The organism is Brevundimonas sp. (assembly GCF_027484365.1).
Lineage (GTDB): Bacteria > Pseudomonadota > Alphaproteobacteria > Caulobacterales > Caulobacteraceae > Brevundimonas.
This window is the reverse complement of record NZ_JAIXTC010000031.1, coordinates 37741-64640: the sequence shown is the minus strand read 5'-3', so window position 1 is coordinate 64640 and position 26900 is coordinate 37741. Positions and strand designations below refer to the sequence as shown.

The 26900-nt window shown below is 69.2% G+C and carries 21 protein-coding genes; 7 read left to right on the top strand and 14 right to left on the bottom strand.

Annotated features, from left to right (window positions below):
* Position 1: 1 nt before the first annotated feature.
* From scpA to Q0044_RS16535, 4 genes are all read right to left on the bottom strand, one after another.
* On the bottom strand, positions 2–2146 hold the full coding sequence (gene scpA, locus Q0044_RS16550) for a methylmalonyl-CoA mutase (protein WP_298163609.1): 2145 nt from the start codon (positions 2144–2146) through the stop codon (positions 2–4).
* Positions 2143–3531 carry a methylmalonyl-CoA mutase family protein gene (locus tag Q0044_RS16545; RefSeq protein ID WP_298163608.1) on the bottom strand — a complete coding sequence of 463 codons (1389 nt, stop codon included), beginning with the start codon at positions 3529–3531 and terminating at the stop codon, positions 2143–2145. Before Q0044_RS16545 ends, scpA begins: the two co-directional genes overlap by 4 nt.
* A 70-nt stretch (positions 3532–3601) precedes the next feature.
* Positions 3602–4912, bottom strand: coding sequence for an MFS transporter (locus tag Q0044_RS16540; protein ID WP_298163607.1), 1311 nt, complete (start codon positions 4910–4912; stop codon positions 3602–3604).
* A gap of 77 nt (positions 4913–4989) precedes the next feature.
* Positions 4990–5802, bottom strand: a complete 813-nt coding sequence (locus tag Q0044_RS16535) for a 2-keto-4-pentenoate hydratase (protein WP_298163606.1) — start codon at positions 5800–5802, stop codon at positions 4990–4992.
* Between the two features lie 209 nt (positions 5803–6011).
* Between Q0044_RS16535 and Q0044_RS16530 the strand changes: the two genes are divergently transcribed.
* Positions 6012–7070, top strand: a complete 1059-nt coding sequence (locus Q0044_RS16530; RefSeq protein ID WP_298163605.1) for a LacI family DNA-binding transcriptional regulator — start codon at positions 6012–6014, stop codon at positions 7068–7070.
* A gap of 193 nt (positions 7071–7263) precedes the next feature.
* Here the strand turns inward: Q0044_RS16530 and Q0044_RS16525 are convergent, their stop codons facing one another.
* A complete protein-coding gene (locus Q0044_RS16525) occupies positions 7264–7923 on the bottom strand; it encodes an RpiB/LacA/LacB family sugar-phosphate isomerase (protein WP_298163600.1) in 660 nt (219 codons plus the stop codon).
* Positions 7924–8042: 119 nt separating this feature from the next.
* On the opposite strand from Q0044_RS16525, the gene Q0044_RS16520 reads away from it, so the two are divergent.
* The 5 genes from Q0044_RS16520 (at position 8043) to Q0044_RS16500 (ending at position 12501) form a co-directional block, all read left to right on the top strand.
* Positions 8043–8243: a hypothetical protein gene (locus tag Q0044_RS16520; protein WP_298163599.1), complete on the top strand. Its 201-nt coding sequence runs from the start codon at positions 8043–8045 to the stop codon at positions 8241–8243.
* A 6-nt stretch (positions 8244–8249) separates the two neighbouring features.
* Positions 8250–9008, top strand: a complete 759-nt coding sequence (gene kduD / locus Q0044_RS16515; protein WP_298163597.1) for a 2-dehydro-3-deoxy-D-gluconate 5-dehydrogenase KduD — start codon at positions 8250–8252, stop codon at positions 9006–9008.
* Between the two features lie 21 nt (positions 9009–9029).
* Positions 9030–10040, top strand: a complete 1011-nt coding sequence (locus tag Q0044_RS16510) for a sugar kinase (RefSeq protein ID WP_298163596.1) — start codon at positions 9030–9032, stop codon at positions 10038–10040.
* 98 nt (positions 10041–10138) lie between these two features.
* Positions 10139–11788, top strand: coding sequence for a pectate lyase (locus Q0044_RS16505; protein WP_298163595.1), 1650 nt, complete (start codon positions 10139–10141; stop codon positions 11786–11788).
* The gene (locus Q0044_RS16500; RefSeq protein WP_298163593.1) at positions 11788–12501 is read left to right on the top strand and encodes a LamG-like jellyroll fold domain-containing protein; all 714 of its coding nucleotides are present in this window, start codon (positions 11788–11790) and stop codon (positions 12499–12501) included. Before Q0044_RS16505 ends, Q0044_RS16500 begins: the two co-directional genes overlap by 1 nt.
* 90 nt (positions 12502–12591) lie before the next feature.
* Here Q0044_RS16500 and rplS read toward each other — a convergent pair whose 3' ends face one another.
* From rplS to Q0044_RS16455, 9 genes are all read right to left on the bottom strand, one after another.
* A complete protein-coding gene (gene rplS, locus Q0044_RS16495; RefSeq protein ID WP_298163592.1) occupies positions 12592–13017 on the bottom strand; it encodes a 50S ribosomal protein L19 in 426 nt (141 codons plus the stop codon).
* A gap of 33 nt (positions 13018–13050) precedes the next feature.
* Positions 13051–13821 (bottom strand): tRNA (guanosine(37)-N1)-methyltransferase TrmD, encoded by a 771-nt coding sequence (trmD, locus tag Q0044_RS16490; protein WP_298163591.1) that lies wholly within the window; start codon positions 13819–13821, stop codon positions 13051–13053.
* Positions 13822–13989: 168 nt separating this feature from the next.
* Positions 13990–14325 carry a thioredoxin gene (gene trxA / locus Q0044_RS16485; protein ID WP_298163590.1) on the bottom strand — a complete coding sequence of 112 codons (336 nt, stop codon included), beginning with the start codon at positions 14323–14325 and terminating at the stop codon, positions 13990–13992.
* A 489-nt stretch (positions 14326–14814) separates the two neighbouring features.
* Positions 14815–18291: a double-strand break repair helicase AddA gene (addA, locus tag Q0044_RS16480; protein WP_298163589.1), complete on the bottom strand. Its 3477-nt coding sequence runs from the start codon at positions 18289–18291 to the stop codon at positions 14815–14817.
* Positions 18288–21323 (bottom strand): double-strand break repair protein AddB, encoded by a 3036-nt coding sequence (addB, locus tag Q0044_RS16475; protein WP_298163588.1) that lies wholly within the window; start codon positions 21321–21323, stop codon positions 18288–18290. The genes addA and addB overlap by 4 nt, the downstream gene beginning before the upstream one ends.
* Before the next feature lie 153 nt (positions 21324–21476).
* Positions 21477–22199, bottom strand: coding sequence for an N-acetylmuramate alpha-1-phosphate uridylyltransferase MurU (gene murU / locus Q0044_RS16470; protein ID WP_298163587.1), 723 nt, complete (start codon positions 22197–22199; stop codon positions 21477–21479).
* Complete coding sequence (gene amgK, locus Q0044_RS16465; RefSeq protein WP_298163586.1) at positions 22196–23296, bottom strand: N-acetylmuramate/N-acetylglucosamine kinase AmgK; 1101 nt, start codon at positions 23294–23296, stop codon at positions 22196–22198. The genes murU and amgK overlap by 4 nt, the downstream gene beginning before the upstream one ends.
* Positions 23289–23774, bottom strand: coding sequence for a tRNA (adenosine(37)-N6)-threonylcarbamoyltransferase complex ATPase subunit type 1 TsaE (gene tsaE, locus Q0044_RS16460; RefSeq protein ID WP_298163585.1), 486 nt, complete (start codon positions 23772–23774; stop codon positions 23289–23291). The genes amgK and tsaE overlap by 8 nt, the downstream gene beginning before the upstream one ends.
* Positions 23774–24655 (bottom strand): lysophospholipid acyltransferase family protein, encoded by an 882-nt coding sequence (locus Q0044_RS16455; RefSeq protein ID WP_298163584.1) that lies wholly within the window; start codon positions 24653–24655, stop codon positions 23774–23776. Before Q0044_RS16455 ends, tsaE begins: the two co-directional genes overlap by 1 nt.
* A gap of 114 nt (positions 24656–24769) precedes the next feature.
* Between Q0044_RS16455 and Q0044_RS16450 the strand changes: the two genes are divergently transcribed.
* Positions 24770–26875 carry an alpha/beta hydrolase family protein gene (locus Q0044_RS16450; protein WP_298163582.1) on the top strand — a complete coding sequence of 702 codons (2106 nt, stop codon included), beginning with the start codon at positions 24770–24772 and terminating at the stop codon, positions 26873–26875.
* Positions 26876–26900 lie beyond the last annotated feature (25 nt).

The window sequence follows — 26900 nt, the reverse complement described above, 5'->3', positions numbered from 1 at the left end:
GTCAGGCCTTCTGCGCGTAGCCCAGCCGCTGGTTCAGCTTCTCGATCAGGTCGATGGCCGTGTCGGCGATGACCGAACCGGGCGGGTAGACGGCGGCGGCCCCCATGTCGATCAGGGTCTGGACGTCGCCGGGCGGGATGACGCCGCCGACGGTGATCATGATGTCGGGCCGCCCCAGCTTCTCCAGTTCGGCCTTGAGCGCTGGGACCAGCGTCAGGTGACCGGCCGCAAGCGACGAGGCACCGACCACATGGACATTGTTGGCAACGGCGTCGCGCGCCGCTTCGGCGGGCGTCTGGAACAGGGGCCCGGCGACGGCGTCGAGGCCGAGGTCGCCATAGGCGGTGGCGACGACCTTCTGACCCCGGTCGTGGCCGTCCTGGCCGAGCTTGGCGATCAGGATGCGCGGCGGGCCGCCGTCGTTCTCGACGAAGGCGGCGACCATGTCGCGGGCACGGCTGATCTTCGGGTCCTTGCCGGCCTCGCGGGCATAGACGCCCGAGACGGTCTTCACCGTGGCGACGTGACGACCGAAGGCGGCCTCCAGAGCGTCCGACATCTCGCCGACCGTGGCATGGGCGCGACCGGCCCGGACGCAGAGTTCGAGCAGGTTCTCCGAGCCCTGAGCGCCTTCGGTCAGGGCCTTGAGAGCGGCCTGGCATTTCGCCTCGTCGCGTTCAGCGCGGAGACGTTTCAGCTTCTCGATCTGGGCGGCGAGGACGGCCGCGTTGTCGACTTTCAGCACCGGAATGTCGTCCGGGGTGTCATTGAGATAGCGGTTCACGCCAACGACGGTCTGCTGGCCGGTGTCGATCCGCGCCTGGGTCCGCGCCGCGGCCTCCTCGATCCGCAACTTGGGCAGGCCGGCCTCGATGGCCTTCGCCATGCCGCCCAGTTCGCGGACCTCAGCCATGTGGGCGCGGGCGCGCTCCGCCAGTTCGTGGGTCAGGCGTTCGACGAAGAAGCTGCCGCCCCAGGGGTCGATGACCTTCGTCAGACCGGTCTCGAGCTGCAGCAGCAGCTGGGTGTTGCGGGCGATCCGGGCCGAAAAGTCCGTCGGCAAGGCCAGGGCCTCATCCAGCGAATTGGTGTGCAGGCTCTGGGTCTGGCCGCCCGCCGCAGCCATCGCTTCGACCATGGTGCGGGGCACGTTATTGAACACGTCCTGGGCCGCCAGCGACCAGCCCGAGGTCTGGCAGTGGGCCCGCAGCGACAGACTGCGTGAATCCTTCGGCGCGAACTCGGCCTGCACCGCCTCGGCCCAGAGCAGGCGACCGGCGCGCAGCTTGGCCACCTCCATGAAATAGTCCATGCCGATGGCCCAGAAGAAGCTCAGGCGCGGCGCGAACCGGTCGACGTCCATGCCTGCGGCGACCCCGGCACGGATGTATTCCAGCCCGTCGGACAGGGTGTAGGCCAGCTCGAGGTCGGCCGAGGCCCCGGCCTCCTGCATGTGGTAGCCGCTGATCGAGATGGAGTTGAACTTCGGCGTCTCCTGCGCCGTCCAGGCGAAGATGTCGGCGATGATCCGCATCGAGGGCCCGGGCGGATAGATGTAGGTGTTCCGGACCATGAACTCCTTGAGGATATCGTTCTGTATGGTCCCGGTCAGGGCCTTGTGCTCGACACCCTGCTCCTCGGCCGCCACGACATAGAGGGCCAGAATCGGCAGGACGGCGCCGTTCATGGTCATCGACACCGACATCTGGTCGAGCGGAATGCCGTCGAACAGGGTCCGCATGTCGAGGATAGAATCGATGGCGACACCCGCCATGCCGACATCGCCGGCGACGCGCGGGTGGTCACTGTCGTAGCCCCGGTGGGTGGCCAGGTCGAAGGCGATCGACAGCCCCTTCTGACCGGCCGCGAGGTTGCGACGGTAGAAGGCGTTGGAGGCCTCGGCGGTCGAGAAGCCGGCGTACTGGCGGACGGTCCAGGGGTTGGACGCATACATGGTCGGATAGGGCCCCCGCACGAAGGGCGCGAAGCCGGGCAGGCCGTCGGTGAATGTCAGGCCTGCTATGTCCCCGGCGTCATAGGCGGCCGCGATGTCGATGCCTTCGGGCGTGCGGATCGGGGCGCGGTCGAGGGCTCCGTCCAGCGGCGACAGGTCGAGGGGGACCTTGGTGAAATCGGGGATGGTCATGCCGCGTCTCCCTCGAAGGCCTCGGCCCAGCGCAACGGTGTGAGCGGCGGACACGCGTCGCCGCCGTGTCCCGGGACGGAGGCTGTCGACGGTTCGACCGTGACGGAGCGCACGTCAGCGTCCACGAACTTCGTCACGCCGACCCTCTGGCCGCCGCCTTCGGACAGGGCGGCCTTGCCGGCGGCGCGGGAGGCAGCGATGCGCTGCTGCAGGGCGCCGGCGCGCAGGGAGGCGACAATGCCCCCCTCGCGTTCGATGCGCTGGAACTCGGCCCAGCCGGCCTCGGCGAGGTCCCGGGTGCGGTGGTCGAGGAACCAGGAGCCGGCGGCCGGATCGGCGACCCGGCCAATGTGGGCCTCTTCCATCAGGATCAACTGGGTATTGCGCGCCTGACGCCGGGCGAAGGCATCGGGACGACCGACAGCGCGGCTGAAGCCGTCCAGCACCACGGCGTCGGCGCCGCCGACGGCGCCGGCGAAGCCGGCGGCGGTCAGGCGCAGCAGGTTGGGCCAGGGGTCCCTGGCCGCCAGCATGCGGCGCGAGGACCGGGCCTCGATCCGGGCGGGCGTGTCGTGCCCGTAGGCGGAGGCGATCGAGCGCCAGATCAGGCGGAGCGCCCGAACCTTGGCCAGGCTATCGAAATATTCGGCATCGACACTGACGCCGAGCACAGTGCCGGCCAGCGCCCGGTCGATCGGCAGGTCGGCCTCGACGGCGGCCTTGAGGACGGCCACGGCGGCAGCGGCGGCGAAGCCCAGTTCCTGGCCGTGGGACCCGCCGGCCTCGTGGGCGGCGCGGCCGGTGGCGAGGAAGAAGGTCGCTTCGGAATAGGCGCCGGCGTGGCGGGCGGCGGTGTTGGCGGCGAGGCTGAGGTGCTCCCCGATCGCGCGCGGCGATCCGCCTGTCGCGGCGAAGGCCGTCAGTGGATCCATGTGGAACATCAGTTTCGCGCGCGGGGAGCCCTTGGCGACGACGGCCAGGGCGTTGGCGGCGTCCGGACCTGAAAGGCCGGCATCGAGGCCGACGGGCGCCAGTTCCAGGGCGGCTCCGTTCAGCGCCCGGCCGAGCGGCTCGGAATCGGCGAGAACCGATCCCGACAGAATGACCGAGGCCGCGCCGCCTTCGAGGTCAGCGAGGACCGCCGCATTGACGACCTCGGGTTCATCGCCCTCGACCTGGGTGCGCAGGTCCCAGGCCCGGCCGTCGGCATCGGAGGTCCGGGGCGCGAACACCGCCTCCGTCGCATTGGCGCGGCCGTACAGCGGACGGGTGGTCAGATGGTCGGCATCAAGATGGACAAGCCCCTCCACCGGTTTGCCCTTCAGCGCCTTCTCGGCCTCGGCGCGCCAGTCGGCGGGCGTCGGGATCGGGAAGGGCTGGGACATGCGGACTCCGAAAAAAGGCGAGAGCCGCTCTATTGCGACTCCCGCCCTGATCCGTCCAGTCCGGCCAGTTTCAGACCTTGGCCGGCTCGTAGCGCGGCGACAGGAGGTGGATCACCAGCAGGGCCACCAGATAGGCAGAGGCCGCGACGATGAAGATGGGCGTGTAACTGCCGATCTTGTCCAGGACGTAGCCCGCGTATTTGGCCATGGCCATGCCGCCGAAGCCGCCGATCATGCCGCCGATACCGACCACCGAGCCCACCGCCGAGCGCGGGAAGACGTCACCCGGCATGGCGTAGAGATTGGCCGAGAAGCCCTGGTGCGCCGCAGTCGCTATGCCGATGATCAGCACTGCGACCCACAGGTTGGCGGCCATGCCGGCGAAGGCGACGGGCAGCACGGCGATGGCGCAGATCAGCATGGTCAGCTTGCGCGCCGCGTTCAGGCTCATGCCGCGCTTCAGGAACTGGCTGGACAGCCAGCCGCCGCCCACCGACCCCACGTCGCTCAGCAGATAGATGGCGATCAACGGCGGGCCGAAGGTCAGGATGTTGAGGTCATACTGCTTCTGCAGGAAGCCCGGCAGCCAGAACAGGAAGAACCACCAGATCGGATCGATAAGGAATTTGCCGAGCGCATAGGCCCAGGTTTCCTTGACCGTGAGCAGCTTCAGCCAGCCGACCTTGTGCACGGGATCGGGCGCGTCCTGGGCGATCCAGTTCAGCTCGGCCGGGGTGACGCGGCTGTGCTCACCCGGACGCTTGTAGACGGCGAACCAGATCGGCACCCAGATGAAGCCTGCGGCGCCGACGATGATCAACGCCATCTGCCAGTTGGGTTCGGCGACCGTGCCCAGCCAGATCGAGGCGATGAAGGGGATGATCAGAGGCGTGATGATCGCGCCGATATTGGTGCCGGCGTTGAAGATGCCGACGGCGAATGCGCGTTCCTTCTTGGGGAACCACTCGGTCACCGCCTTGATGCCGGCGGGGAAGCCGCCGCCCTCGCCGATGCCCAGGGCGACCCGGGCGAAGATGGCCGTGTTCAGGCTGCGGATGCCCGCGTGGGCGATGAAGGCGATCTGCCAGATGATGAAGGCGAGGCCGAAGCCCCAGCGGGCCCCGATCTTGTCCACGATACGCCCCCACAGCAGGTAGGAGACGGCGTATGAGGCCTGGAACCAGAATACGATGTCGGCATAGTTGGTCTCGGTCCAGCCGAACTCATCCATCAGGGTCGGCTTCAGGACGCCCAGCGCCTGACGGTCGACGTAGTTGATGACCATGGCCGCGAACAGCAGCCAGACCACGACCCAGCGGTACTTGCCCGCCGGCGGCTGGATCTGGATCGGTTCGACCTTGTTCGCAGTGGCGTCTGTCATGGACCCGTCCCTCTTTTGCGAACCCTGACCCGTCTTGTCACCGTGAGCGGCGCGACGGGTTCTGGCTCAACGGTTGTTTACGCCTCGGCCCTTACGACCGAGCAATGGATTTCCCCCACGCCCGAGAAGGCGCAGATGGCCCTGGCTCCGGCATGAACCCGGTGGACCCCTGTGACGGCGCCGGTCGAAACCAGCGTCCCTTCCGTTGCGGGGCGCCCGCGGCGAGCCAGATTCTCGAGCAGAAAACGCACCGATTCCAGAACGCCGCGTGGAATGGACTCGGCTTTGCCTGTGCCGATGACCTGACCATCGATACGGGTCTCGACCTCGATGCCTGGCAGACGCGCGGCCCAGTCCTCAATCTCTGCGCCCAGGATGAGGCCGCCGTTGTTGCCGAAGTCGGAAGCGACCACAGCGGAGCCCAGGTCGTTGATCGTGGTCAGCGGACTACCGGCGAGTTCGACGCCGATGTGCAGACCGGCGACGGCCGCGGTGGCCTCTTCCAGCGTCCATTCCAGCTTTGACGGGTCGACCGGACCCATGCGGGCGACGAACTCGGCTTCAACGGCGGCGAAACCGCCCTCGATCTCCGGCAGGGGCGTGGGTTCGGCCGACGGGGTCCAGAAGTTGCGTCGGAAGATCGGGCCGGCCAGACGGTGAATGCCCAGGGCAGACTGCTGCGGCGGCGGCACCATGCCGACCTTCCAGCCGACGATCTCGTCCGGGAAAAGGCTGATGGCGACTTCCTGGGTCGCATAGGCGGTGGCCATGTCCAGCGGAATCCGCCCCGGGTAGTCCGCCATGCCGGTCTTCGACAGACGCGCGTCGACGAACCGCGCGGCGATGTCCGACACGGTGTCGTTCAGGCCGTGGGCGTTCGCCGCGCTCATGCCGCGACCGCCGAATGATGATGAATGCCCGTCACGCGCCGTCCCGATGTCATTTGCCAGAAGCCGATCTTCCCGTCGGTTGGAGGATGATTGAAGGGGAAGGAAACCGGTGTCAACGCTCTTGGTGACATCGGTGTCTATCAGCCGTCGGGCATGGCGTACGGGCCCGGCCGGTTGTAGGACTGGCGGTTCACAGCAAGAGGTCGAGCTTGACCGACGACGATACGACATCCGGACGCGCCGGACTGAAGCCCGGAAAACGGCCGACGATCAACGACGTGGCGCGTATCGCGGCGGTGTCGAAGAAGACGGTTTCGCGGGTGATCAACCAGTCGCCCTTCGTGCGCGAAGAGACCCGCGTCCGGGTCAATGCGGTGATCGACGACCTGGGCTTCACGCCGGATGCGCAGGCGCGCGGCCTCGCCTTCCGGCGGTCCTTCCTGGTCGGGCTGATCTACGACAACCCGAGCCCGAACTACGTCGTGAACATGCAGCAGGGGGTGCTGGACGCGCTGCGTGGCTCCGGCCTGGAACTGGTCGTCCATCCCTGTGTCCGGACCTCCGAGACCCTCGTCGCCGACATCCGCGCCTTCGTGGAGCGCCAGAAGCTGTTCGGCGTGATCCTGCCGCCGTCGATGTCCGAGGACGAGAGGGTCATCGCCGTGCTGCGGGATCTCGACTGTCCCTATGTCCGCATCGCCTCCGTGTCGCTCGACGACGTCGGATCGATGCTGGTGACCAACGACCATCTCGGCGCGGCGGAGGCGGGACGGCATCTCGCCGACCTCGGCCACAGCCGGATCGGCTTCATCTCGGGCCCCGAACTGTTCCGCTCCAGCGCCGTGCGCGGCGGCGGCTTCCGCGAAGGCCTGGCCGAAAGGGGGCTGACGCTGGACGACCGCTATGTCGCCGTCGGAGCCTATACGTTCGAATCGGGCGTTGAGGCCGCCAGGACCCTGCTGACGCTCGACCCGCCGCCGACCGCCATCTTCACCGGCAACGACGAAATGGCCCTCGGGGTGTTCAAGGTCGCCCGCGACATGGGGCTGGAGATACCGCGTGACCTGAGCGTCGTCGGCTACGACGACCTGCCGATGGCGTCACGGGTCTGGCCCAATCTGACGTCCGTTCGCCTGCCGATCCGCGACATGGGCCGGATGGCGGCCGAAAAGCTCCTGGCGCCGATGCGCGGGCTGGATCCGGCGAAACTGAACCAGCCCGAGGTCCGGCCGTCCCTGGTGGTCAGGGATTCGGCGAAGGAACTCTGAAACTCAAAAGCCCTCTCCCGGAGGGAGAGGGCTTGAGCGCCTGAGAGCCCGTCCGGGCGATCAGACTTGCGCGGAAGGATGAGGGGTTGCGGTGCGTCCAGGGTGAGAGCGTAACCCCTCACCCTTTCAGCTGGCGCATCGCTGCGCTCTGCGAGCCTCAAGCCCTCTCCCACCGGGAGAGGGAGGCGGTAACTCAGGCCGGCTCGGCGACCTTCGCGCCGACGACGCCCTTGATGTAGTCGCGGATGCCCTCGTCCGTGGCGTTGGCGAAGAAATACTCCTGGAACTTCTCGCCGGCGACGGCGGCTTTCAGCAGGTCCTGGTCGACCTCCTTCAGCACCGTGAGCATGTCCTTGCAGGTCACGGCCTTGAGGGATTTCAGGATGCCGCGGTTCTTCGCCATGATCTCGGCGCGCTCCTTGGGATAGCCGAGGCCCCGCTCGCCGTCGAACAGCTTCCTGTAGACGTCCTGCAGGTTCAGCTCGGCGGCCCAGCCGAAACCCTTGGCGTAGGGCATGGAGATGGCGTTGCCGTCGTTGATCTGGCCGAACAGGAAGGCGTCGGTGGGATCGATCACCAGACCGCAGAAGACGCCCGGCATGGCGTTGCAGGCCAGCATGGAGCCCATGCCCGTGCCGCAGCCGGTGACGACGAAGTCGGCGGCTCCGGAGTTCAGCAGGATGCCGGCCAGCAAACCGTTCATGACATAGGTCAGCGAGGCTTTGTCCTCGGCCGTGTACATGCCGTAGTTGAAGACCTGATGGCCCAGGGGCTCGGCCACCGTGGTCAGGGCGTCGTGGATGATCGCGTTCTTCGCGGCCTGGCTGTTCTCGGTGATCAGGGCGATTTTCATGGGGTTCCTCTCGGCAAGACTTGGAATGGATGCGAGGCCTTTACGCCTTCGCCCGATCATTTGCATCTGGTTTTGACACCGGTTACCAAGCCCCTCAACGCTGGTGGGAGGATCGCCGCATGTATCGCAGGACATACCATGCCGCCCATCCGCTTTCGATGGCCGGCGGCGGCAATGACGATCTCCGCGACCGCCATCTGATCGCGGGCCGGTTCGCGGCGGGCGAGCCGGGACTGAAGCATACCCCCATCCGGGCGATGGGCGGCGAGACAATCGACTATACCGACATGGACGTCCCCGACGTCCGCCAACTGAAGTAGGGCCTCATGACCAATCCATTCAGCCTGCAGGGCAAGGTCGCTGTCGTCACGGGCGGCAACACCGGCATCGGACAGGGCATCGCCCTGGCCCTGGCGGACGCAGGCGCGTCCATCGCCTCGGTGGCCCGCCGCGCCTCGGACGACACCGTCGGCCAGTGCCTGGCCAAGGGCGTCAAGGCCATCTCGATCCAGGCCGACCTCGGCTCCATGGAGCCGATCGCGCGCATAGTGCAGGAAGCCAAGGAGGCCCTGGGCCCCATCGACATCCTGGTGAACAACGCGGGGATCATCCGCCGCGCCGACGCCGTGGACTTCACCGAGGAAGACTGGGACGACGTCATGAACGTCAATCTGAAGTCCGTCTTCTTCCTCTCGCAGGCCGTGGTGCGGGACATGATCGCCGGCGGTCGCAAGGGCAAGATCATCAACACGGCCTCGATGCTGTCCTTCCAGGGCGGGATCCGGGTCCCGTCCTACACGGCGTCCAAGTCGGGCGTCGCGGGCCTGACCAAGCTGATGGCCAACGAGTGGGCCAAGCACGGCGTCAACGCCAACGCCATCGCGCCGGGCTATTTCGCCACCGACAACACCCAGGCGCTGCAGGACGACCCGGTCCGGTCGAAGGAAATCCTCGGCCGCATCCCCTCGGGCCGGTGGGGTCAGCCGTCGGACATCGGCGGGGCGGCGGTCTTCCTGTCGTCGGCGGCGTCGGACTATGTCCAGGGCATCACGCTTCCCGTCGATGGCGGCTGGCTCGCTCGCTAGGTCCCGGTTAGCTTGGCGGCCATGTCCATTCTGTGCTTCGGCGAGATGCTGCTGCGTCTCACGCCCAACGACGGCGAACTGTTGATGCAGTCGCCCGGCCTGACCGTCCGCCCCGGCGGGGCGGAGGCCAATGTCGCCGTGTCCCTGGCCCGCTATGGCGCGCCGGCCGCCATGGCCACCGTCCTGCCCGACAATGCGCTGGGCCAGGCCGCCCGCGACGAGATCCGCAAACACGGCGTCGACACGCGCGGCATCGTCTTCAAACCGGGCCGGATGGGGCTGTATTTCCTGACGCCGGGCGCCGTGCGCCGTCCGTCGGAAGTGCTCTACGACCGCGCCGCCTCGGCCTTCGTCCAGCATGTCGACGGTGCGCTGGACTGGGCGACGCTGCTGGACGGGGTCGAGTGGCTGCATCTGTCGGGCGTCACGCCCGCGACCGGCCCGAACGGATCCGCCGCCGCCCTCGCCGCCGTCGCCGCCGCGACCAGAGCGGGGGTGAAGGTTAGTTTCGACGGCAATTTCCGCGGCAAGCTTTGGGCCGAATGGGCGGGCGACCCGCCGCGCATCCTGGGCCAGATGCTGGCCGGCTCCAGCCTGGCCTTCGCCGACGACCGCGACTTCGCCCTGGTCCTGGGTCGGGCGTTCGACCATGCCGATCCGGCCGAGCGTCGGCGCGCCGCCGCCAGGGTCGCGTTCGAGACCTGGCCGATGCTGGAGCGCATCTGCTGCACCCTGCGCATCAACGACAGCGTTCAGGACCAGACCCTGTCGGCCGTCATGATCACCCGCGACGGCGAACACCACGCGGCGCCGATCTCCCTGACCGGGGTCGTGGACCGGGTCGGCGGCGGGGACGCCTTCGCCTCGGGCGTGTTGTTCGGCATCTACAGGGGCTGGTCGAACGACGAGGCCCTGGCCTTCGGTCTCGCGGCGGCGGGCCTGAAGCATTCGGTGCCGGGCGACTTCAACCTGTTCGACGAGGCCCAGGTGCGGGCCGCCATGGCCGCCGAAGGCTTCGACATCCGGCGGTGATCGGGCGCTAGGAAACCGGTGTCAATCGTGGTTATGATCCCGGCGACCGGGCGCAAGACCCGGCGCTTCTGTCCTTAGGAAACGATCCGGAGTTCCCCATGTCGCCGACCCTGTCGCGCCGCGCCGTCCTCGCCTCGGGCGCCGCCCTGATGGCGGTCGGTGGTGCGGCCCCCGCCTTCGCGCAAGGGGCTCAAGGGGGCGCCGCGCCGGACCGCGCCGCCATTGTGGCCACGATGAAGCGCGCCGCGGCCTTCATGGCCAATGAGGTCGCCGTCGGCGGCGGCTATGTCTGGAACGTCCTGCCCGACTTCTCGCGTCGCTGGGGCGAGCTGGAAGCCTCGCCGACCATGATCTGGGTCCAGCCTCCGGGCACGGCGACCGTGGGCCACGCCTATCTCGACGCCTATCACGCCACCGGCGACGAGCAGTTCTACACCGCCGCCAAGGCCGCCGCCGACGCCCTGATCGCCGGCCAGCATCCGCGCGGCGGCTGGAACTACGTCATCGACACGGCGGGCGAGGACAGTCTCAAACAGTGGTACGAGACGATCGGCGGCAACGCTTGGCGGCTGGAGGAATTCCAGCACTACTACGGCAACGCCACCTTCGATGACGCCGGCACGGCCGAGGCCTCCCAGCTGCTGCTGCGGGTCTATCTGGAGAAGCGCGAGCGCAGATACCGGGCGCCGCTCGACAGAGCGATCCAGTTCGTCCTCGACGCCCAGTACCCGAACGGCGGCTGGCCCCAGCGCTTCCCGTTCGTCGAGGGGGCCGGCGGCCTGCACGGCAACCCGGACTATACCCCCTACATCACCTTCAACGACGACGTGGCGGGCGAGAACATCGAGTTCCTGCTCTACTGCCACCAGGCGCTCGGCTCGAACGACCGCCGCCTGGTCGACGCGATCCAGCGCGGCATGGATATCTTCGTCGCCACCCAGCAGCCGATGCCGCAGCCCGCCTGGGGCCTGCAGCACTATCCGGACACCCTTAAGCCGGCCCCGGCGCGCACGATCGAGCCGAAAGCCTTCGCCACCCACACGACGGCGACGAACATCCGGTCGATGATCGGCTTCTACAAATTGACGGGCGACCGCAAATACCTGGCCCGTCTGCCCGAGGCGCTGGACTGGCTGGACCAGGTGAAGACGCCGCAGGCCCTGATCGCCCCGGGCCGGACCCATCCGACCTTCATCCTCGAGGGCTCGAACACCCCGGTCTATATCCACCGACGAGGCTCTAACATCCGCAACGGCCGCTACTATGCCGACGAGAACCCGACCAATCTGATCGTTCACTACGGCTCCTTCCGGAACCTCGACACGGCCGCACTGCGCGTCGAGCTGGAGGCCGCGTCCGCGCTGGATCCGGCGGCCCTGATCGCCGCCTCGCCACTGAAGGTTCGGCCGGGCACGCTTAAACTGCCGAAATACTTCACCCTGCGCGACGTCAGCATCTGGGACATGTCGACCGAGGGGCGGCGGGCGCGTCCGGTGGCGGCCGGGCGGGCGGCGGAACTGGCCGCGAGCCTCAATGCGCGCGGCTACTGGCCGACGCCGCTCACCACGACGTCCAACCCCTACCGGGGCCCGTCACCCCAGGCGGTCACCGGCGGCGAGTATCAGACGACCCGCGTCGGCGATCTGTGGGACACCTCGCCCTATCTCACCGACTTCCCGGTGGAGTGTATCTCGACCGAGACCTTCATCCGCAACATCGGCGACCTGATCGAGGCGCTGGAAGCCTGATGGACCGGCGACAGCTTCTGGTAGGCGGGGCGGCGGCGGGCGTGACGGCGACCGGCGCCTGCGCGTCCCTGATCGGGGCCGGCGGCTCGGGTCAGGAGGTCTGGCGCTTCGGCGAACTGGAGCGGCTCGGGGCGCCGCTGACGATCGAGGGCGCGCCCCGGCGCGTCGAGGGTCCGGCCTCGCCCCCCGGTGGCGCCTTGCAGTTCGACGGTGTGGACGACGCCCTGTTCATCGGCCGCCATCCCCTGGCCGGCGCCGCGACCTTCGCCTTCGAAGCGGTGTTCCGGCCGGACGGCGGCGCCTTCGAGCAGCGCTGGCTGCACCTGCAGTCCGACGAGGCCGTCATCCCGGGCCAGACCCCGGTCGGGACACGCTTCCTGTTCGAGATCCGCGTCTACGACCAGGAATGGGCGCTGGACACCTTCGTGAAGGGCCCGACCTACAATCAGACGCTGCTGTTCCCGGATCGTCGCCATCCGGTCGGCCGCTGGTTTCACGTGGCCCAGACCTATGACGGGACGACCTATCGCGCATTCGTCGACGGCGAGCTTCAGGGCGAGGCAGCGCTGGCCTTCACGCCCCAGGGGCCGGGGCGGGCCTCGGTCGGGACGCGCATCAACCGCGTCAACTATTTCAACGGCGCGATCGCCGAGGCCCGGTTCACCCGGCGCTTCCTGCGGCCCGACCAGTTCACCGGCGTCCATCCGGGCTAGGCGCACCTACACGAAAAAGGCCCCGGCGTTTCCGCCGGGGCCCTTTCGCTAGCGGGGCTCAAGTAGCCCGAAGGGCGGTAGCCCCCAGAATTACGCCTCGTCGCCCTTGTCGGCCGAGCCGGTGACCGGGACGACGGCGCCCTTGGCGGGGCGGACGGTCTGGCGTTCGGCGATACGGGCCGACTTACCGCGACGGTCGCGCAGGTAGTACAGCTTGGCGCGCCGGACGACGCCGCGACGCTTCACTTCGATCGACTCGATGTTCGGCGACAGGATCGGGAAGACGCGCTCGACGCCCTCGCCGAAGGAGATTTTCCGGACGGTGAAGTTCTCGTTCACGCCGCCGCCGGCGCGGGCGATGCAGACGCCTTCGAAGGCCTGAACGCGTTCGCGCTCGCCTTCCTTGATCTTGACGTTGACGCGAAGCGTGTCGCCGGGCTGGAAGTTCGGGATCTCGCGAACGGCGATCAGGCGGGCTTTTTCTTCCGCTTCGAGCGTCTGAAGGATGTTGGCCATAGTCTATTCTCCTCGGGCTTTGGCGCCCTTTAGCTATGATTTGGCGGGGCCAGGCCCCGCAGTAGATCCCGTCGAGCGAGCTCGACGGGGGGATTTGGCGGAAGATTCCGCAGGTCGTGTCGCAAGATGCGCGTCCCAGAGATCCGGTCTGCGTTCCTGCGTGGTCTTTTCCCTTTGTTCCTGACGCCAGGCCGCCATCTTGCGATGGTCGCCGGACAACAGGACCTCCGGGATGTCGATCCCCTCGAACGTCCGCGGTCGCGTGTACTGCGGATGCTCAAGAAGACCGTCCTCGAAGCTTTCGGAGGACAGGCTTTCGGCCTGGCCCAGAACGCCGGGGATCAGTCGTACGCACGCCTCGATCACCACCATCGCCGCCGCCTCGCCACCGGCCAGGACCGCGTCTCCGACGGAGACCTCCTCGAACCCGCGGGCATCAAGCACCCGCTGGTCCACCCCCTCGAACCGGCCACAGAGGACGACGATGCCGTCCGCCTTGGCCCAGTCCTTGACTCGCGCCTGCGTCAGGGGTCGACCGCGTGCGCTCATGTACAAAAGCGGCCGGGGCGGACCTGAAAGGCTGTCTAGAGCCCGGGCCACCACGTCCGCTTTGAGGACCTGTCCGGGGCCGCCACCCGCAGGGGTGTCGTCCAGGAAGCCGCGCTTATCTTCGGAAAAGTCACGAATGTCCAGCGTTTGCAGGTCCCACAGCCCCTTCTCGCGCCAGGCCGTGCCGATCAACGACACGCCGAGCGGGCCGGGAAAGGCCTCGGGGAACATGGTCAGGACGGTGGCGGTGAACATCGTCAGCCCATAGCCCTTCTCCCCTCGGGGGAGAAGGTGGGCCCGAAGGGCTCGGATGAGGGGGCGGTTTCAGTGCTCGCATCGGCGAGAGCGAGGGGGCGGACACAGCCCCCTCATCCGTCAGGCTGCGCCTGCCACCTTCTCCCCCGAGAGGGAGCAGGATTACCTCTACGCCTTCGCCGCGATGCCCGTCTCGGCGAGCCATTCCAGGATCTTGCCCTTGGGCATGGCGCCGACCTTGAGCGAGGCCATCTGGCCGTCCTTGAACAGCATCAGGGTCGGGATGCCCTTCACGCCCAGCTTCGACGGGGTCATCGGGCTGTCGTCGATGTTGATCTTGGCGATGGTGACCTGGCCGCCCAGTTCGTCGGAGATCTGCTCCAGGGCCGGGCCGATCTGCTTGCAGGGGCCGCACCACTCCGCCCAGAAGTCCACCAGCACGGGGGTGGACGATTTCAGCACGTCGGCGTCGAAGCTCTCGTCGGTGACCTTGACCGTGGCCATTGCAGTTCTCTCCTCAGGGCTGCGTCGGCGCGCCCGGTGTTCTGTTGTTTGGAGATGTGGGGCGATTCTGGGGGAAATCAACGGAAGGCTGTCCACACTTCGGTGGGAAGCAGGGACACCCCGAGATGCAAAAACATCTTCTTCCGACCCGTCGTACATATCTGGCCGGCAACAGAGGAGCTGGCCCGACTGCCGAACGGGCTTCAGCAATGACACGCTTCATGAGATGATCTGACCATTCGCGAAGGGTCTTCATGCCAAAACAGCAGAACGTCTGGAGCTCCTTGTTTCGCCGTGCAGTCTTGTGGACGGTCCTTCTTGCAGCAGGCAACGGAGTCGCTCACCTGCTTGGCTTGGGGGTGCCTTGGTATCTATTGCCGTTCTTAGCAGTTGGCATCACCATGATTATGGCCGCCATCGTCTAGATGCAGCAGCGAACTGCAGTTGCCTACCTGTTGCGGAGATGTGGCAGTCCCGCATCTGTGGCTGTCACCTCAACCCCGCTAACGCCTCATCCATCAACCCCTGCGGCACCGGCATCAGCTTCGGCCCGTCGGTCCAGACCAGGGCCGCCTCGACCGGGCGGTCGGGATAGAGCCGGGCCAGGACCGCGACATAGGTCGCCATCTGGGCGACGTAGGCGGGGTCGGCGTTCTCGATGCGGTCGGGGGCGGGGCGGTTGGTCTTGTAGTCGACGACGAGGACCCGGTCGGGCGTGACCACCAGCCGGTCGATGCGGCCGTTGATGACGACGCCGGGGCGCAGGGACTCAGCGCCCCCGGTCAGGGCGATCTCGGCGCGGGAGCCGGGGCCGAAGACCGCGTTGAAACGGGCGTCGTCGAGCACGCGGAAGGCGGCGGCGATCATCTCGGCGCGCTGGGGTTCAGAGAGGTCGCGTTCCTTCGCCAGCAGGCGGGCGGCGGCCCCGGCGCGGTCGGCGGCGGCGATCTCGGGCAGGCGTTCGAGCAGCAGGTGGATCAGGTCGCCGCGGCGGAAGCGGCCGAGGGCGGCCCCCTCCCCGGTCGATGAGACGGCGAGCGGGGACGGGGCGGCGATGCGTTTGGCGCCCTCCATCTGTGACGGGGAGACGTAGCGGGCTGACGGATCAACCGGCGGCAGGGTCCGGGCCCAGGCGGGGACATCGGCGGCGGATCGGACGGCGGCCTCGTCGGCGCCCAGCACCTCGGGATCGACGCCGTAGCGGCGGCGGCCGTCGCCGATGTCGCGGACCTGTCCGCCGAGGCGTTCGAAGGTCTCGGTCAGGACGGCCCACCAGCTGCCGTCCTCATAGCCCAGTTTCGACCGGCCCGAGCCGCGCCCCAGGATGACGATCCGGTCGCGGGCGCGGGTCAGGGCGACGTAGAGGAGGCGCAGGGTCTCGTCGTCGACCCGTTGCTGGCGGATGGCGCGGGCGGCGGCGGAGGCCTCGCAGTCCTCCTTCTCCGAGCCCGGGCACATCAGCCAGGCCTCGGTCCCGTGGGCGAATTCGACCGGCATCAGGGTCGGCCCCTGGGCCTTCGCCCGGGCCGTGGTGTCGGGCAGGATCACCACCGGCGCCTCCAGCCCCTTCGAGCCGTGGACGGTCATGACGCGGACCTCGCCGCGCGCCCCTTCGAGCTCGCGCTTCACCTCGACGTCGGCGGCCTCCAGCATCGACAGGGCCGTCTCCAGGTCGAGCCCGCCGCGCTGTTCGGCGGCCAGCACCTGGTTCAGGGTCTCGTCGATCGCCTCCTCCGCCTCGCGGCCGAGGCGGGACAGGATGCGGGCACGGCCCGAACGGCCGGTCTCGTCCACCCGGTTCAGCAGGGCGGCGAAGAAGGCGAAGGGGTCGCGGCCGCGCTGGTCTATGGCGAAGTCGAGCAGCGCCTTCGCTCGCGCCCACTCAGGCCGTTCGGGAGCGCGGCGTTGCAGGACGGACCACAGCCGACCCTTGCGATGCTCGGCCCCGGCGAGGTCGAACAGACTGTCCTCGTCCAGGTCGCAGAAGGGGCTGCGTAAGGTCCCGGCGAGGCTGAGGTCGTCGTCGGGGTAGAGGGCGAACCGGGCCACGGCGATCAGGTCGTCGAAGGCGATGTGCGACGACAGTTTCAGCCGGTCGGCGCCGGCCACGGGGACGCCCGCCGCCTTCAGGGCCCGAATGATCTCCTCGAAGGTCGCGTCACGGCGGCGGACCAGGATCAGGAAATCGCCATAGCCGCAGGGACGCAAGGCGCGGGCCTTGCGGTCCTGCACCGCGACGCCGGTCTCGACCTGGCGTCTGATATCGCGTGCGAGGTCGGCGGCCATCCGCTTGCGCGCGCCCTGGACCGGCTCCTGATCGCCGGGATCGTCCCAGGCGTCGCGCTCGGGCGGCTTCTCGTCCTCATAGAGGGGCCAGAGGTCGATACAGCCCTGATCGTCGGCGCGCATCGCCTTGTGGGCCGGGATGGCGCCGACCTGTTCGCCGACGAGGGCGCGGGTGCGGTCAGGACCTTCGAACACCGCATCGACGAAGCCCAGGACCTCGGGTGTCGAGCGGAAGGAGGTGGCCAGTTCGACACCGGTGTAGGCGAAGCCGGCGCCGCGAACGAGGGTCTCGTAGGACTGGGCCTCGCGGTTCAACCGCTCGGGCCGGGCGCCCTGGAAGGAATAGATCGACTGTTTCTCGTCGCCGACGGCGAAGACGGTGCGCTCAACCTGGCCGGCCCCGAAGCGGCGTGATCCGGCGCCGGAGAAGAAGCCCTCGGTCAGGGCGCGGATGATGTCCCACTGTTCCGGGGCCGTGTCCTGGGCCTCGTCGATCAGGACGTGTTCGACCCCGCCGTCCAGCTTGTAGAGGACCCAGGCGGCGTTGGCGCGGACGGTCAGGAGTTCGACCGTGCGGGCGACCAGATCGCCGAAATCGAGGGCGCCGCGCCGGGCCTTGGCCTGATCGTAGAAGGCGCCGTGGGCCTGGGCCAGTGTGAGGACGTGAACGGTGTCCTCGGCGACGCGGGCCTTGCGGACCTCCCCGAGCGTGGCGACGACCTTATCCTGCAGGGCCGTCAGCCAGTCGCGCGCGTGGGTGGGCGCGGACTTGGTGGCCATCGACTTGCGGGGCGCTCCCGAGGTCAGGAAGACCGAGGACACCTCCGGGAAGGTCCAGTCGGCTGCGTACATGCGGTCGGCGCAGCCCTGATCCGTGACCGAACCGGTGGACATCAGCTCGGCGATCTCCAGCCATTCGCCCCGGTCGAGGAAGCGCATGAAGTCGGACTGGATCGTCGCGACGTCACTGTCGGGATCGGCGCCGACGAGGGCGTGGGGCCCGGGCGCGGACCCGTCGGCCACGCGACCGATGTAGGCGATCAGTTTGGCGCGATCCTGCTCGATCCGGGCCAGCAGGCTCTCGAAGCTGGCCCAGTCGAGTTCGACGGCGAAATGGGCATAGGCGCGGCCGATGCGGCCGTCGGTGTCGGCGAGCGCCGCCCGGGCCAGGTCCTCTCGCGCGGCGTGGGACAGGGCAAGGGCCGCCTGATCCTCCAGCACGGTGAAGCCGGGGGTGACGCCGGCCTCCAGCGGGAAGCGCCGCAGCAGTTTTTCGCAGAAGGCGTGCAGGGTCTGGATCTTCAGACCGCCGGGCGTGTCGAGCGCCTTGGCGAACAGTTTGCGCGCCCGCGACAGGTCGGCGTGGGACAGGGTGGCGGCGTCGCGGCCGTCGAGGTCGGCCAGGGAGGCCGACAGGGCGCGGTCGTCCATGACGGCCCAGGCGCCGAGCCGGTCGAAGAGGCGCGCCTGCATCTCGGCGGCGGCGGCCTTGGTGTAGGTGACGCACAGGATCTCGCCGGGCTGGACCTCCTCCAGCAGCAGCCGGGCCACGCGGTCGACGAGGGTCGAGGTCTTCCCGGAGCCGGCGTTGGCGGTGACGAAGACCGACTGACGCGGGTCGGCCGCCGCGATCTGGGCGGTGTCGGGCAGGATGCGCACAGAGGTGTCGGGGGCGCTCATTCGGCGTCTCCGTCCGCGCCGGCGACCGCCCATTCCCAGACCCGGGCGAGGTGGTCGTAGTTGCCGCCGAAATTGCCCATGAACTGGGGCGCGACCCAGCTGAGATAGGGCGTCGTCTGGTCGTCGAACCGGGCGACGCGAGCCTTGAGGCCGGCCAGGGCCGCCATCGACAGGTCGGAGGCTTCGGCGCCCTGGGCGCGCACCGCCGCCTCGCCGGGGACCTTGCGGCCGACGACGCGGACATAGGTCAGCTCCTCCGGCTCGACGGGGCCGGAGGTCTTCAGCCCCGCCTCGGCGAGGATGGCGCCGGTCAGGGTCAGCTGGGGGGCGAACCCGGACTTCACCTGTTTGGCCGAGGGCGCCGCGCCGGTCTTGAAATCGAGGATGGCCGCGCCGGTCGAGGACAGTTCGATCCGGTCCGCCTTGGCCGTCAGGGTGAAGGGACCGGCGGGGGCGTCGAAGGTCATGGTGACCTCCTCCTCGACACGGATCTCGATACCGCGCGCGCGGCGGCGCAGCTCAAACCCGGCCAGCCAGCGGGCGCTGTTGCGGGCCAGCGGGCCCTCGCGCGCCATGGCCGCGTCCTCGAAGCCGTGGTGGGTCAGCTCCTCGTGCAGCAGGGTCGCGATTTCGGCCTCGCAGTCGTCGGGCAGGACGTCGGGCCAGCCGAGCGTCAGCCGCTCGACCGCCTTGTGGACGGCCTGACCGCGCGCCAGGGCCTCGGCCGACTGGCCCGGCCGGTCGAGCTGACGCAGGTTCAGCACGTAACGGGCATAGACCGCATAGGGGTCGCGCACCCATCGCTCGACCCCGGTGACGGGCAACTGACGCGGGCGACGGTCGACGGGCGGCATCGGGGCCGGGCGTCTGGCGAGCCCACCCTGACCAGCGACCGGGGCGTCGAGGGCGCGGGCGGCGGCGAGGGCTTCCGAGGGGCGGTCGATCTCCACCCCGGCGCCCCGTGTGAGCATATCCAGCCGCCAAAGCCAGCGGGAGCGGACGGCGGGCTGGCCGCCCCGGCGTTCGGAATGGACGAGGATGGCCTCAGGGGCGCAGGCGGCCTGGACGAAATCCTGGGCCGTCTGGCCGACGCGGCGCTCGGGCGGAGGCAGGCCGAGGGCCTTGCGCATCGGGCGCGACAGGAAGGGATCGATCGGCGCGCCCTGCGGCCAGACTCCTTCCTCCAGCCCGGCCAGGATCATCCGGTCGGCCCGGACCAGACGGGCCTCGATGGCGCCGAGGATGCGCAGGGACGGATGGGTCGCGCCGCCGGTGCGGACGGTGACGTCGTGCAGCAGGGCGGCGACCAGTTCGGCAAACTCGGAAGCGGTCACCTCGCCCAGGGACGCCCCGCCCTCGATCAGCTGGGACAGCAGGGAGGCCGCCGCCTCCCCGTCCGGTCCCGCCCAGACGTCGACGCCCGCGAGGGCCTCGACGAGGGTGGTCAGGTTGCGGGCGGCCTGGTCCAGCGGGGTGGCGCGGCCGAGGGCTGCGATTTCGGCGAGCACCTGCAGGCGGCCAGCGAGCGCGGTCGCCTCGGCGACGCGGACACGGGTGGTTTCGGAGGTCGGCTGACCGTCGCGGCGGGGCTCGGCGGCCTGGATCAGGCGGGTCTCGATCCAGGTCCAGTCGCGGGTGCGAGGGCCGCGGAAGGCGACCTTTTCCAGCTCGGCGACGGCGTGGGGCGTGGCCTCGGCCAGGGTCGTCAGGGCGTGCTTGATCAGGGCCAGCACGGTCTGGGGCTTCAGCGGATCGGCGATGAAGCGGGCGGCCAGATCGACGAGGACACCGACGGGCATCTGGTCCAGGGTCGCGCCCGACGATGAGTCGGCGACGATGCCCCAGCGCTCCAGCCGGGCGGCGACCCGGCGGCCCAGGGCGAGGTCGGGGGTGACGAGGGCGCAAGTTTGACCGGGGGTCTCCAGCGTCTCGCGCATCATCAGGGCGATGGTCGCGGCGGCGTCCTCCTCGGTGCGGGTCGCGACCACGGACAGGCCCTCAAGACCCAGGGCGATGGGGTCGGCGGACTGGCCGGCATCAGCGGCGTCGGCGCGCAGCCGGGCGATCTCGGCCCGCCAGTCGGCGGTGGCCTCGGCGGGGCGCAGGGCTTCGTTGACCAGCCGCTGGCGGGCCAGACCGCGCGCCTCGACGGCGGGCGCGGTCGGACGACGGAACCAGGGACGGACGGCGGCACGGTCGATGTCGGCGCGTTCGAGCAGCCGTTTCAGCGCGCTCTGCGGATGCTGTTCCTCAATGGCCTCCCAGGCCGGCTCGCCCAGGTCGAGGTCGAGGCCGGGAAGGACGACGCAGCCCTGGGGCGCCCGGGCCACAGCCCTCAGCACGTCGGCGGCGGCCTTGACCGTGCCGGTCGAACCGGCGGCGATCACCGGTCCTTGGGGCGGATGACTGTCCCAGCGTTCGGCCAGAAGGCGCAGCAGCTTCGTCCGCCGCCACGAGGCGTCGACGAGGCCGAGTTCGACCAGACGCGCCGGCCAGGTCTCGATCGCGAGACCGAGGAATTGCGCGGACTTCCGCCAGTGCTCGGCGAAGTCCTCCTCGACGAGGGTGGCGATCCGCTCGGGCGCCTCGACCTCCTCGATGTGGCAGGAGTCGAGGAAGGCGCCGAGGCTGTCGGCCAGCTCCAGCGCGCGCATCGGCGACAGGCTGTCGTCGTGCTGCTCGACGATCAGCCGCGCCATCTCGAACCGGCGCGTCAGGGGGGCGATGGCGGGCGGCAGGTCGAGACCCAGTTCGCCCGGGGTGAAGGGCGGCTCGTCCTCCTCCAGATCGCCAAGCGGGCGGACCTGGGGCAGGAGAACGGGGCGGTCCCCGCTCAGCGTGGACAGGGCGGAGGTGAAGGCGCGCGCCGCCCGACGGTTGGGCAGGAGGATGGTGGCGTCGGACAGGGTCTCCGGCGCCCGGTCGCCCAGCCAGTCGAGCACGCCGGCGGCCAGATCCTCGAGGAAGGGCCGATGGGCGGGGATGGCGAACCAGCGCGGGGCGGCGCCCTCGAACGGGTTGAAGTTGCTCATGCTCTGATCCGCTCATCCCCGCGAAAGCGGGGACCCAGATCTTTGGGCGATGATCGCGTATGGCGCGCGCGGACCGTCATCCCCGCCGCCGTGCCCCACGACAGGACTGGGTCCCCGCTTTCGCGGGGATGAGCGGGAATGTGGGCAAGAGCATCATCGGGCGTGCGCCAGCCTGGCTTCGGCCTCGTCGCGCGCCTGGGGATCGCCGACGTGCATCCAGTCACCGTCCAGGACACAGCCGTACAGTCGGCCCGCCGCCGCCGAGGCCCGCCACAGGGGGCTGAGCGAGAAGGGTCCGTCCGGCCCGCCGTCGGCATAGTCCGGCCGGGTGATGTGAACGCCCATATAGGCGAAGGGGGCGGACGCCGCCTCGCCCCGGAAGGTCAGGCGGCCGTCCTCGGCGAGGAAGAAGTCGCCGTCGCCCTCGAACCCGATCGCGCCCTCGCGGGTGGCCAGCAGGAGACAGGCGTCCATCTTCACCGGGTCCCACAGACGGACCAGTGCATCGGCCCAGGGGGCGTCGCCGCGATCCATCCAGACGCTGTCGATATTGGCCACGAAGACCGGGGCGTCGCCGAGCAGGGGATGGGCCTTCTTCAGACCGCCGCCGGTCTCCAGCAGTTCGGCGCGTTCGTCGGAGATGGCGATGGCGGGTCCGCGTCCGCGCGCGGCCAGATGCGCCTCCAGCCGGTCGGCGAACCAGTGGACATTGACCACCGCCTTTTCGACTCCCGCCTCCGCCAGCCGGTCCAGGACGTGGTCGATCAGGGCCCGCCCCCCGACCTCGACGAGGGCCTTGGGCCGGTCGTCGGTCAGGGGCCGCATGCGGGTTCCGAGACCGGCGGCGAGGACCATGGCCGTCTTCGGGGCGGTCATGCGCGCACCTCGTCCGGCACGTGTCTGTCGAACCAGCGGGCGACGCCTTCGAGGCCCGGCTTCGTCAGGTTGGCGTTCAGATGGGCCCACATGCGCGGCATGAAGGCGGCGTAGCGCGGCTTGCGGTCGCGCACGATCAAACGGGCGAAGATGCCGAGGATGCGGGCCTCGTTCAGGGCGGCGAGACCGGCGTAGGAGCGCAGGAAGGCAGGGCGGTCGTCGACGCGGGCGATCTCGAAATACCGCTCCAGGGCCTCGGCCTCCAGCGACGGCGACACGTCGCGGCGCGCGTCCTGCAGCAGGGAGTGCAGGTCCCATGACGGGTGGGCCTGCACCGCGTCCTGGAAGTCGATCATGCCGACGCGGGCCGGGCCTTCTCGCCCGGGGAGCCAGATCAGGTTCTCGGCGTGATAGTCCCGGTGAGCGACGACCGAGGCTCCGGCCTCCCCCTCCATCACGATGGGTGCCCAGGCGGCATGCCAGTCCGTGATGGCGACGTCGTCGAAGCGGAGTTCGCGCCTGAGCTTGGGCATCCATTCGACGAAGAGATCGGCCCCGCCCTGGAGCGCGGTCCGGTCATAGACCTGCAGCGGCCATGGCCCCGCCGCGCCGGTCAGGATCGGCGGCGTCGGGGCGGCGTGCAGCTCGGCCAGGGCGTCGATGGCGGCGAGATAGAGGGGCGTCTCGTCCTGACCCGCCTCGATCACGCGGGCGAACAGGTCGTCGCCGAAATCCTCAAGCACCGCGAGGCCTGCGCCGGCGTCGAGGGCGACGATGTCGGGCGCCGACAGGCCGACGGAACGCAGGTGGGAGGCGACGGCGGCGAAGGCCTCGATCCGGCCGGCGGACAGGCGGGCGACGGCGTTCCAGCCCTCGGCCTTGCGGCGTTCGGGAGACCAGGAGGGATCAGCCGGCGGGCTCTCGGCCGCGGCAGCTTGATCCATCAGCATCAGGGAGCTGCCAGCGGGCGTGGTAAGCCGCTCATACCGGCGCGTGGAGGCGTCGCCGGGCAGGGGCGCGCGACGGGCGTCGGCCAGGCCGACCTCGGTCAGGAAGGCGACCCGCTGGGCCTCCCGGTCATTCGGGGCGTCAGACATTCAGACTCTTTGACAGGCTTTCGACGACGGCGTTGATCTTCTCTGCCCATGCCCCTGCGCCGGAAACGGTCGCATGCCGTCCCTCGCCGCGGTCTTCCAGGACAATGGTCAGACGGTCGGGACCCAGGGCGCGGGCGGGATCATCGCCCAGCCGCTCGGGCCATTCGATCAGGGCGGCGCCGACGTCCAGCGCCTCGTCCAGCCCGATCTCGAACGCCTCCTCCGGCCGGGTCAGGCGATAGAGGTCGAAATGGGCGACGGGTGGATCGGTCTCGTAGAACTGCACCAGGGTGAAGGTGGGGGACGGCACGTCCTCGTACTCGCCCGCGAGCGCCCGGATCAGGCCGCGCGCCAGGGTCGACTTGCCCATGCCGAGCGGGCCGTAGAGCAGGACGGCCTCGCCGGGCTCGAGGCGCGGCGCGACGGCACGGCCGAGCGCCGTGGTCGCCTCAGCATCGGCGAGATCGATCCCGATCATCAGACGAACTCCGCGTCGGGCCGGGACGGCAGGACCCGCTCGACGAAGGCCTTGAGCGCACCGGTCGCCCGGGTTGAATCGGCGTCGAGGCGGCCCGGCGGGATGGGCCTGCCGACCATCAGCCGGAAGGGCTTTCGCCGCTTGTTCAGCAGCTCATGGAACAGGGTGATGTCCCGCAGTTCCGGCGACAGCCGGTTGAACAGATGGAACAGGGTCGACCAGGGCCCGCTGACATGGATCGGAATGGTCGGCGCGTCGTATTTCCGCGCCAGCGAGGTCGCGGTCGAGGCCCACTCCGGGTCGCACAACTGTCCGTCCTCGCCCACCCGGGAAATCCGTCCCGCCGGGAACATGACCACGCAGCGTTCCGCCTCGAAGGCGGCCCGGGCGGCGTCGAGGGTGACCCGGGTCTTGGCCCGGGAGCGTTTGGCGACCACCCACTCGACCGGAATGACCACCTCGTCCAGCCGGGGCGAGACCCGGATGGCGTCGGCGTTGGCGAAATAGATGGCGTCGGCGCGGCGCGTCCTGACGGCGTCATAGACCGCGATGCCGTCGGCGATGCCGGTCGGATGGTTGCAGACGACGATGCAGCGGCCGGTCGCCGGCAGCCGGTCGAGGTTCGGGCTCGACACCTCAAGGTCCAGGAGGCTGGAGACGTAGTCAAGCGCCGCCTGACCCGAAAGGGGCGCGATGGCGTCGGCCATCTTTCGCGCCTGTCCGTAACCCAGGATCGCATAGAACAGCGGGCGAACCAGCGGCCAGATGATGGAACCGGTCAGGCGTGGGGCCCGCTCGGCGATCAGGACGTCGACGACATGATCCGGCCGTCGCGCTGGGACGGCGGCAGGCTCGGTCGGGGCGGGCGGCGAAGCGGTCATCCGCGCCCCTTGTCGCCTCTGCGCCGGAGACAGGCAAGCGCTCCGGAAGCGCCGGCTTCCTGTGGACTTCGCCCGGTGCTAGGCCAGCGCCAACGAAGTCCCAGGAGCCGTCCGATGCGTCACCGTTCCCTGCTTTCCGCCTGCGCCGCCCTCGCGATGCTGACGGCCCTGCCCGCCCCCGTTCTTGCAAGCACGTCCGAAGCGCCCGCCGCCGAGGCGGCGACTGCGCAGGCGGCCGGGCGCGCCTTCACCTACACGGACATGCTCAACGCCAACCGGCTGTCGGACCCGCGGGTTTCGCCGGACGGCCGGTACGTCGTCTACAATGTGCGGGCCACGGACATGGAGGCCAATCGCGGCGTCTCCAGCCTGATGATCCAGGACCTGAACGGCCAGGGCGAGCCGCGCCGACTGGCCATCTCGGACGGCGGCGCCAACACCGCGCGCTGGGGCTCGGACGGCGCCCTGTATTTCCTCTCGGGCCGTTCGGGCACGAGCCAGGTGTGGAAGACCGATGCGACCGGCGCCGCCGCGACCCAGGTCACCGACCTGCCGCTGGACGTGAACGCCTATCGCCTCAGCCCCGACGCCTCCAAGGTCGCGGTGTCCCTGGCCGTCTATCCGACCTGCGACGACCTGGCCTGTTCGGTCGCGCGCGGAACGGAAGCCGCCGCCCGCAAGTCGACCGGCCAGGTCTATGACCGTATGTTCGTCCGTCACTGGGACACCTGGGCGGACGGAACCCAGAACCACCTGTTCGTGGTCAACGCGGACGGCTCGGGCGATCCGGTCTGGGTCACCCACGGCTTCGACGGCGACACCCCGTCCAAGCCCTTCGGCGACGAGAACGAGTTCACCTTCACGCCCCAGGGCGACGCCGTCGTCTTCTCGGCCCGCCTGGCCGGCCAGTCCGAACCGTGGAGCACCAATTTCGACCTCTACCGGACCAACGGCCTGACCGGCGAAGGCTTCACCAACCTGACCGACGCCAACGACGCCTGGGACACGGGCCCGGTCTTCTCGCCGGACGGCAAGACGATGGCCTATCGGGCCATGGCGCGTCCGGGCTTCGAGGCCGACCGCTGGCAGATCGTGCTGATGGACGTGGCCACCGGCGCCAAACGTGAAGTGGCCGCCAACTGGGATCGCTCGGCCGACAGCCTGCAATGGTCCGCCGACGGTCGCAGCCTGTTCGTCGTCGCCGGCGACGTCGGCCAGACGAAGCTGTTCCAGATCGACGCCGCCAACGGCTCGGTGATCCCGATCACGGGCGCGGGCCATGTCTCGGCCTTCGAACAGACCCGGTCGGGCTTCGTGCTGGCGATGGACAGCCTGACCTCGCCGTCGGAGCTCTACGTCAAGACGTTCCGGGGTCGCGAGATGCCGATCCGGATCACCGACGTGAACCCCGAACTCGCCAGCCGCCAGTTCGGCGAGGCCGAGCAGTTCAACTTCGCCGGCTGGAACGGGGAAACCGTCCACGGCTACGTCATCAAGCCCGCCGGCTATGTCGAGGGCCGCAAATATCCGGTCGCCTTCCTGATCCACGGCGGCCCGCAAGGGTCGTTCGGCAACTCGTGGTCCTACCGCTGGAACCCGGAGAGCTACGCGGGCGCCGGCTATGCGGTGGTGATGATCGATTTCCACGGCTCGACCGGCTACGGCCAGGCCTTCACCGACGCGATCTCCGAACACTGGGGCGACCGGCCGCTGGAAGACCTGCAGAAGGGCTGGGCCGCGGCGCAGGAGAGATATTCCTTCCTCGACGGCGACAACGCCTGCGCCCTCGGCGCCTCCTACGGCGGCTATATGATCAACTGGATCGCCGGCCGCTGGTCGGATGAATTCAAATGCCTGGTCAATCACGACGGCGTCTTCGACGTGCGCGGCATGGGCTATTCCACCGAGGAGCTGTGGTTCACCGAGTGGGAATACGGCGGCACCCCCTGGGAAAACCCCGAGGGCTATGAGCGCTTCAATCCGGTCGATCATGTCGACCAGTGGAAGACGCCGATGCTGGTCATCCAGGGCGACCGCGACTACCGCATCCCGACGGCCCAGGGCCTGTCGACCTTCACCGCCCTGCAACGTCGCGGCATCGAGAGCCGGCTGATCGTCTTCCCGGACGAGAACCACTGGGTCCTGAAGCCGCAGAACAGCCTGCAGTGGCACAATGAGGTGTTCGGCTGGCTGGACCAACACCTCCAATCTGAAGACTGAGCGCGTGACTGTTCCCTCCCCGGAA